At 70.5% G+C, this 5882-nt stretch carries 6 protein-coding genes and 1 pseudogene; 3 read left to right on the forward strand and 4 right to left on the reverse strand.

Annotated elements, in window-relative coordinates:
- The coding region (locus AC5LSR_RS22355; RefSeq protein WP_493468954.1) for a septum formation family protein at positions 1–1024 on the reverse strand (1024 nt) is incomplete at its 3' end.
- Between the two features lie 295 nt (positions 1025–1319).
- Positions 1320–1514: a helix-turn-helix domain-containing protein gene (locus AC5LSR_RS22360; RefSeq protein ID WP_250292190.1), complete on the reverse strand. Its 195-nt coding sequence runs from the start codon at positions 1512–1514 to the stop codon at positions 1320–1322.
- Between the two features lie 673 nt (positions 1515–2187).
- On the opposite strand from AC5LSR_RS22360, the pseudogene AC5LSR_RS22365 reads away from it, so the two are divergent.
- A pseudogene (locus AC5LSR_RS22365) lies at positions 2188–2331 on the forward strand (type II toxin-antitoxin system prevent-host-death family antitoxin); the annotation flags it as partial.
- 9 nt (positions 2332–2340) lie between these two features.
- On the opposite strand, the gene AC5LSR_RS22370 reads toward AC5LSR_RS22365, so the two are convergent.
- The gene (locus AC5LSR_RS22370) at positions 2341–2466 is read right to left on the reverse strand and encodes a hypothetical protein (protein WP_493465427.1); all 126 of its coding nucleotides are present in this window, start codon (positions 2464–2466) and stop codon (positions 2341–2343) included.
- A 23-nt stretch (positions 2467–2489) separates the two neighbouring features.
- On the opposite strand from AC5LSR_RS22370, the gene AC5LSR_RS22375 reads away from it, so the two are divergent.
- Positions 2490–2753: a type II toxin-antitoxin system RelE family toxin gene (locus AC5LSR_RS22375; protein WP_445548497.1), complete on the forward strand. Its 264-nt coding sequence runs from the start codon at positions 2490–2492 to the stop codon at positions 2751–2753.
- Between the two features lie 257 nt (positions 2754–3010).
- Here AC5LSR_RS22375 and AC5LSR_RS22380 read toward each other — a convergent pair whose 3' ends face one another.
- Complete coding sequence (locus tag AC5LSR_RS22380) at positions 3011–4363, reverse strand: helicase-associated domain-containing protein (RefSeq protein WP_493465422.1); 1353 nt, start codon at positions 4361–4363, stop codon at positions 3011–3013.
- A gap of 405 nt (positions 4364–4768) precedes the next feature.
- Here AC5LSR_RS22380 and AC5LSR_RS22385 point away from each other — a divergent pair.
- Positions 4769–5882, forward strand: a 1114-nt coding sequence (locus AC5LSR_RS22385) for a peptidoglycan-binding domain-containing protein (RefSeq protein WP_493468955.1), incomplete at its 3' end; no start/stop codon positions are given.

The following is a 5882-nucleotide window of genomic DNA, read 5'->3' on the forward strand; positions in this document are numbered from 1 at the left end:
CCAGTTCATTGAAGGCCGCCTCGGACGGGGGCCGGCCGTCCGCGGTGTTGAGCAGGGTGGCTGTTCCGGTGACCTCCGCCTGGTGGGGAGCACCGCAGGGAATCTCACCTTTGGTTTCGGTCGTCGTCAGCTCCAGGCACGTTCCGGGGGGATAGACCCGTGCCTGGTCGGCGCCCTCGACCACACCGGTGAAGGGGACGAGCCGGTTCGGGGTGGCGGCGTTGCCGGCGGCGATCAGCCCGCACACCAACGCCCGGTCACCTGATTCCCAGCCGAACCGGCTGGGACGGATGATTCCGCTCGCGAAACGACCGTGCGGGTCGAACGAATAGCCGAGGAAATCACGCGCGACCGGCCCACAGTAACGGTCGTTGATCTCATGCCACCGCGTCTCGGTCGGATAAGCGCTGTCAGTGGGGTAGTCGGAGGCGATATCCAGCTTCCTGACGGCCTCGAACAGGTGTGATGACGCACAGGGCACTTCGTCCACGTCCGATATGCGATCATCCTGATTCCAGGTGTAGCAGCGCTCACGGTCGTACGACCACCTGTTGAGTTCAGGCAGGTCAGGGCTCGCACTCGCGGAGGGTGACGGCCCGCCGGCGGCGGTGGTGCCGGTCGATGCGGCACTGTCGCCCATGCGGACGACCGCGTAACCGGCCGCGAGCAGGATTCCGACGCCGGCCACGGCCAGGGCCGCGACCAGCCCACGACCGCGGAACCGACGTGGCCGGCGGGACCCGAGCGGCCCACCCGATGAACGTGGCCGCCCCGGATCAGCCGCGGCCCCGAAACGGGCTACGGCGGCCCGGGTCCGCGCCGGCGCTTCGTAGGCCGTCGCCCCGGCGACGAAGTCGTCGTCAAGAACCAGGCCCGCGAACGGGTCGCCGTCCCCGGCCTTCCCGCCCCCGGGAGCCGCCTTCTCCCCGGTTTCCCCGGAATCCCCGGTTTCCCTGGAATCCCCGGCCTTCCCGGAATCCTCGGAGCCCTCTCCCTTGGACTGTCCGTTGGCTTCTTCGGACACCGTTGACCCGCCTCCCGCCTCCCGCACCACGCACCACGCACCACGCACCACGCACCGAACCACGGCCACCGCTGGGCGCCGCCCCAGATCATGGTCGGATCGCGGCGGGGAGATACCACCCGCGCGGCAGCCGGCCCATCAACTACACGGCGCACGTATACGGCGCCGGACTTTATCCCAGCAGCACCGCCATCCCAGCACCGGTCGGCGGCCATCAGCCCCCGCTCACGGACGGTACGGCATCCTCACCGCCGCACGGCAATCCGATGGTCATGCAAGGGACTCCGATGCCTGATCAGGCGATGACGAGTCGTTCACCCCCGAAGTCGGCGGTGATCTCCAGGCGTCCGCCGAGGGCTCTGACGTAGGCGGCGAGCGTGCGCGGCTCGCTGGCGTCGACGGTGGCCCGTTCGATCGCGAAGACGCGTTCCTGGCGGACGTGCATGCGGTCGGCGACGTCCGCCTGGGTCAGGCCGAGGCTGCGACGCATCTCGGCGAGCCGATGGGCGCGGTTCTCGGCGATGAGCCGCCGGGCACCGGACTCGGCCTCCTGACGGTCGGCGTCGCCAGGGAAGAACCGTCGGGGGAAGAACTCTGCCAGGAAGCCCTTCTTGTCGTGAGTGCGAACCTCGCTCGCTGGTCGCGCTCCCTGTCAGATCATGAAAGATAGCTCTACGCGTCCAACCACACCTTCTTCATGATCATATAGTATTGCCCGCCAGCTCTGGCGTCCCCCGGGCGCCGCCAGCCGGTGTGTAACTCTTCGTTTACATTATCTGACCCACGCGCGATACGCGCGATCCACAGTGGTAGGGTATCCACATGTCGCAGTCATATAATTACGGATAGTTACATAATCCTACTGTGATCTTTGTCTGTCGTGCTTCATCACGGGCAACGCGTCGGCCATCGGCCATCCATCGACGATACGCAGAGCTACTGACGACCCCTCAGAGGTTCGCCGCCGAGTTCCACTGGTCAAAAAGAGAGGCGGCCCATCAGGGCCGCCTCGGGCCGGCGGCATGCCGACCGGCGGGGTCCTTCGAGTATAGGACAGGCAGCCAATAATGATCACTGAGCTTCGTGCCGGCCGCCGCACGGCCGGCACGGTGCGCTCACCGCTCCTCGGGCGCGGGCGGAGCAGGCGAGGGCACACTGGAACCATGCGTAGTGAGCCGCTTGAGACAGCAGGGAACCATCTGGACCAGTTGGCGGACGAGGCCGAGCGGACCGGGCCGATCGCGCTGAGCCGGCCGGGCCGTAACAGCGTGGTAGTCGTCTCCCTCGAGGACTGGCAGCGCCTGGAAGACCTCGCGTCAGAGGAAGAGACCGCGTGGTGGCGTCGGGACACCGCCGAGCGCGCCACCCGAGGAGAACTCCCCGGCGAAGGCGAAGAAGGACCAGGGCTCGACGAAGACGAGATCCGGCACAGGTACGCGCATCTGCTTCGTCGCGACGGCGTCGCATGACCTACCGCCTGGAGTTTCGTCCGCGAGCGGTGCGTCAGCTCGAGCGGCTACCCGAAAAAATATCCACCGCGGTTCTGGAGTTTGCGTTCGGCGCTCTGCGCGAGAGCCCGTATCGCGTTGGGCACTCCTTACGCGGCGAGTACGCCGGACAGTACTCCGCACGACGCGGCGCGTCCTGGCGAGTTCGCTATGAAATCAATGAAACGACACACACGGTCCAGGTGCTCGACATCTCCCACCGCAGCGACGCATACCGATAGAACAGGGCGGCCGCCCCTGACCGTACGGGGATTCTCCCCTTCTCGCCGCTGACCGGCTGACCGTTGGTATGCGGCGCAATCGAGGTCCGCCGGACTCCCACGATGGAAATGATCGCTGCCGTGGTCACGGTAGCCGGGGCCATCCGCCCCGGCTGGAGACTGCCACCGGCGTCCTTCCTCGGTTGTCGGACGCGGCCAGGCCGCGCGGGTTCTCAGCGGGGATGCGCGTTCTGGTGACTACGCTGTGATTCTGGTGGCTACGTTGTGGGGGTGGCGGGGAGGACGTAGCCCAGTTTTCGGAGGGCGGCGCGGAAGTCGGCTTCGTGCTGGACGGGGACGGCGATATGGCGGTCCCCCACCGGCTGGCAGAACCGGCGGAGTTTGCGGTCGGTGGTGATGAGGGCGGCCACCGCGGGGTCGGCGCATTCGACCACCCGCGCGAGGCCGAAGTCGCGCAACTGGCCGACGCGGGCCGTGGTGTCCTCGAAAAGCCTGGTCACGGTGGCCGGTACGGCGTGGCCGGCATGGTTGGCGTGGTTGGCGTGGTCGTCGAGAAAGCGCCGCAGCTCCTCCAGCGGGCGGCCGGCGTCGACCGCAGCCAGCAGCGACGTGAGGCTCAGCGACCAGACACGGTCGGACGAACGCTGCGCGTAGGCGTCCAGCAGGAGCTCGTCGGCGGGCCTCACCGCACCGGTGGCCACAATATCCAGATTCGGCAGGACCTTGAGCTCCAGGCCCGCTCCGCCGCCGCTTTCCGGCTCCGGCTCGTACCGCTCGGCCAGCCCGAGGACGTATGCGCCGAGCGCGTTCAGCCGGACGGCGTACAGGCCGTCATAACGGCTGAGATAATCCAGGCCGTCGGCGCCCCAGTTCGCGTGGAAGTCGTCACGGGCGTCGACCGGATCGCCGTATTCGAGGTCGAACAGGCCGAGCGTCCCCGCGTATTCGAACAGCAGGCACAGGGTGTACCGGCCTTCCAGCAGCGGCCAGTCGTGGAAGCCGTCGTATCCCAGGCTGCCGTACTGCGGATCCTCGAGGTACAGCTTCCAGACGTCGCGCGCCACCGTGAACGGGGGGCCCTCGCGCCGCATCCGGGTGAACAGCTCGTCCACCTTGACCCACTCCCCGGGCGGGCAGGCCGCGAGCGCCACGGCGACAGCCTTGCGCCGCGGGCCCGCCGCGGTCAGCGCCCGGGCCGAACGCTGGCCCTTGATCGCTTCAATCCGGCTCATCTCGTCGATCACGGCATGGCCGGCCCAGCGCCGCCAGAGGTGACGGATCGTCTCCGCGGCGGGCTTGGCCAGCGCCGTCCGGCCCCGCGCGGTCAGCTGCAGCCGTCCGCCGACGACCTCGGCCAGGCCACCCGCCTGCACCAGCAGCGGCCACGCGAACGCGGCGATCGGCTCCTCATGGTAGAAGTCCCCGCCGGTGAGGACGCCGGTGACGGCGGCGACGGTCGCGGCCGCCGGCCGCTGCGTCTTCTCGCTGCACCGCAGCTTGCCGACCGCGCACAGCCGCAGGACGGCGAGCACGTCGGCAGCCGCCTCCCACGCCCTCGGGCGAACGGTCGGCCCGCCCGTTCCCGGCGAACCGTCCGTCGGCGCGTTCACGTCCTGTAGCACCGTCATACCCGCTAACTGTAGAACCGTGTCGGCAGGCGGACTCGACCGGCACGGTCCCGCGGCGTCGCACGGAACCATCCACCGGCGCGGGCCGCCATCGGGTCGCCACTGGATGAGGCCGCGGCCACGCGCGGGACATCCGTCAGCGTGGATCGGCGACCCGGATCGACGACGCGGATCGACGACGCGAACCGGCGGTACGGATCGGCGGTACGGCCCGCTGGGCGCGATGCCCGCCCGGCGAGAAGCGCTCCGGCCGTGTTCCGGCGAGCCGGCCGCGTCCTGGATGGCATGTCCGGAACACGACTTCTCCGGTGCCGGGGATCCGGTTCGCCGCCTCGTCATGGGTGCCGAGAATGAGCGGTCGGAGCCGACCGCGCTGTGAGGTGTGTCATGCCCTCTTCGGGATCGTTGGGTAGCAGCGGGCCCGAGGTGGCGTGGTTACAGACCGCCCTCGTGGCACACGGGTACCTCGCCGCCGCGGAGGCGGAGCCCGAGCTGCGGCAGGCGTTCCTCGGCCCGCGGACGCTCCGGGCGCTCGTCGCCTTCCAGGGCCGTAACCAGCTCGAGGGCAGCGGGGTCCTGGACGGCCCGACACTCGCCCGGCTGTACGAGATCTCCGGCGAGGTGCGGCTGGTCACCGGTGTCGTGCGGACCACGACCGGGGTGCCGGCCGGCGGGCTCGAGGCCACAGTATGGGACGTGACGTCCGGTGACGCGGACGGCCACCGGCTCGGCACGGCCGTGTCGGGCCCGGACGGCGCCTACCGGATCGTCTTCCCCGAGGATGCGGCGGACACGCCGGGCGGGCAGCGCCGCAGGCTGGCCGTCGAGGTGCGTCTGACCCGGCCCGACGGTACCGCCGTCGCGGCCTCACCGGTGATCGTCGACCCGTCCGCCCACGAGAACGTCGACTTCGCGGTCGCTCCGGACGGGGACGAGCACGACCAGGTGATGGCGGCGCTGGCCGGGCAGGCCGACCAGCTCGCGGACCTGCCCGCCGACCGGCTGGGTGTGCTGGCCACCCTCACCGGCGTACCAGGCGCGCTGCTGTCCCAGGCGGCCACCGCCGCGCGCCTGGCGGGGCGCACCGCCGGTGATGACCCGGCCGTCGACCCGAAGCTGCTCTACGCGGCGCTGCGCGCGGGCATGCCGGAGGGCCTGCACCCGGAGCAGGGCCGCGGCCTGGCGGCCGAGGCGATCGGCCGTGCGGTGGACGCCGGCATCATCGGCCGGGACGCGCTCGGCCCGGTCGACCCGGAGGATCCGGCGGGGCCGGCGCGGGCGGTGGACTCGGCCGCCGCGCGCCTGCTCGACGGGCTGGCCACCGCCCACACCGCTGACGTGGCACGCCGGCTGCGGGAGGCGGCCAGCGCGCGGCCGGCGGTCCCGGGCGTCGCGCCGGTCCGCGCCCTGCTGGCGGCCGCGTTCCCCGCGGACGCGGCGGACGTGGACCGCCTGGTCGACGGCTTCCTCGACACGGTCGCCGCCGTCAGCACAACCGCCG

Source organism: Protofrankia sp. CiP1_Cm_nod4 (assembly GCF_982290645.1).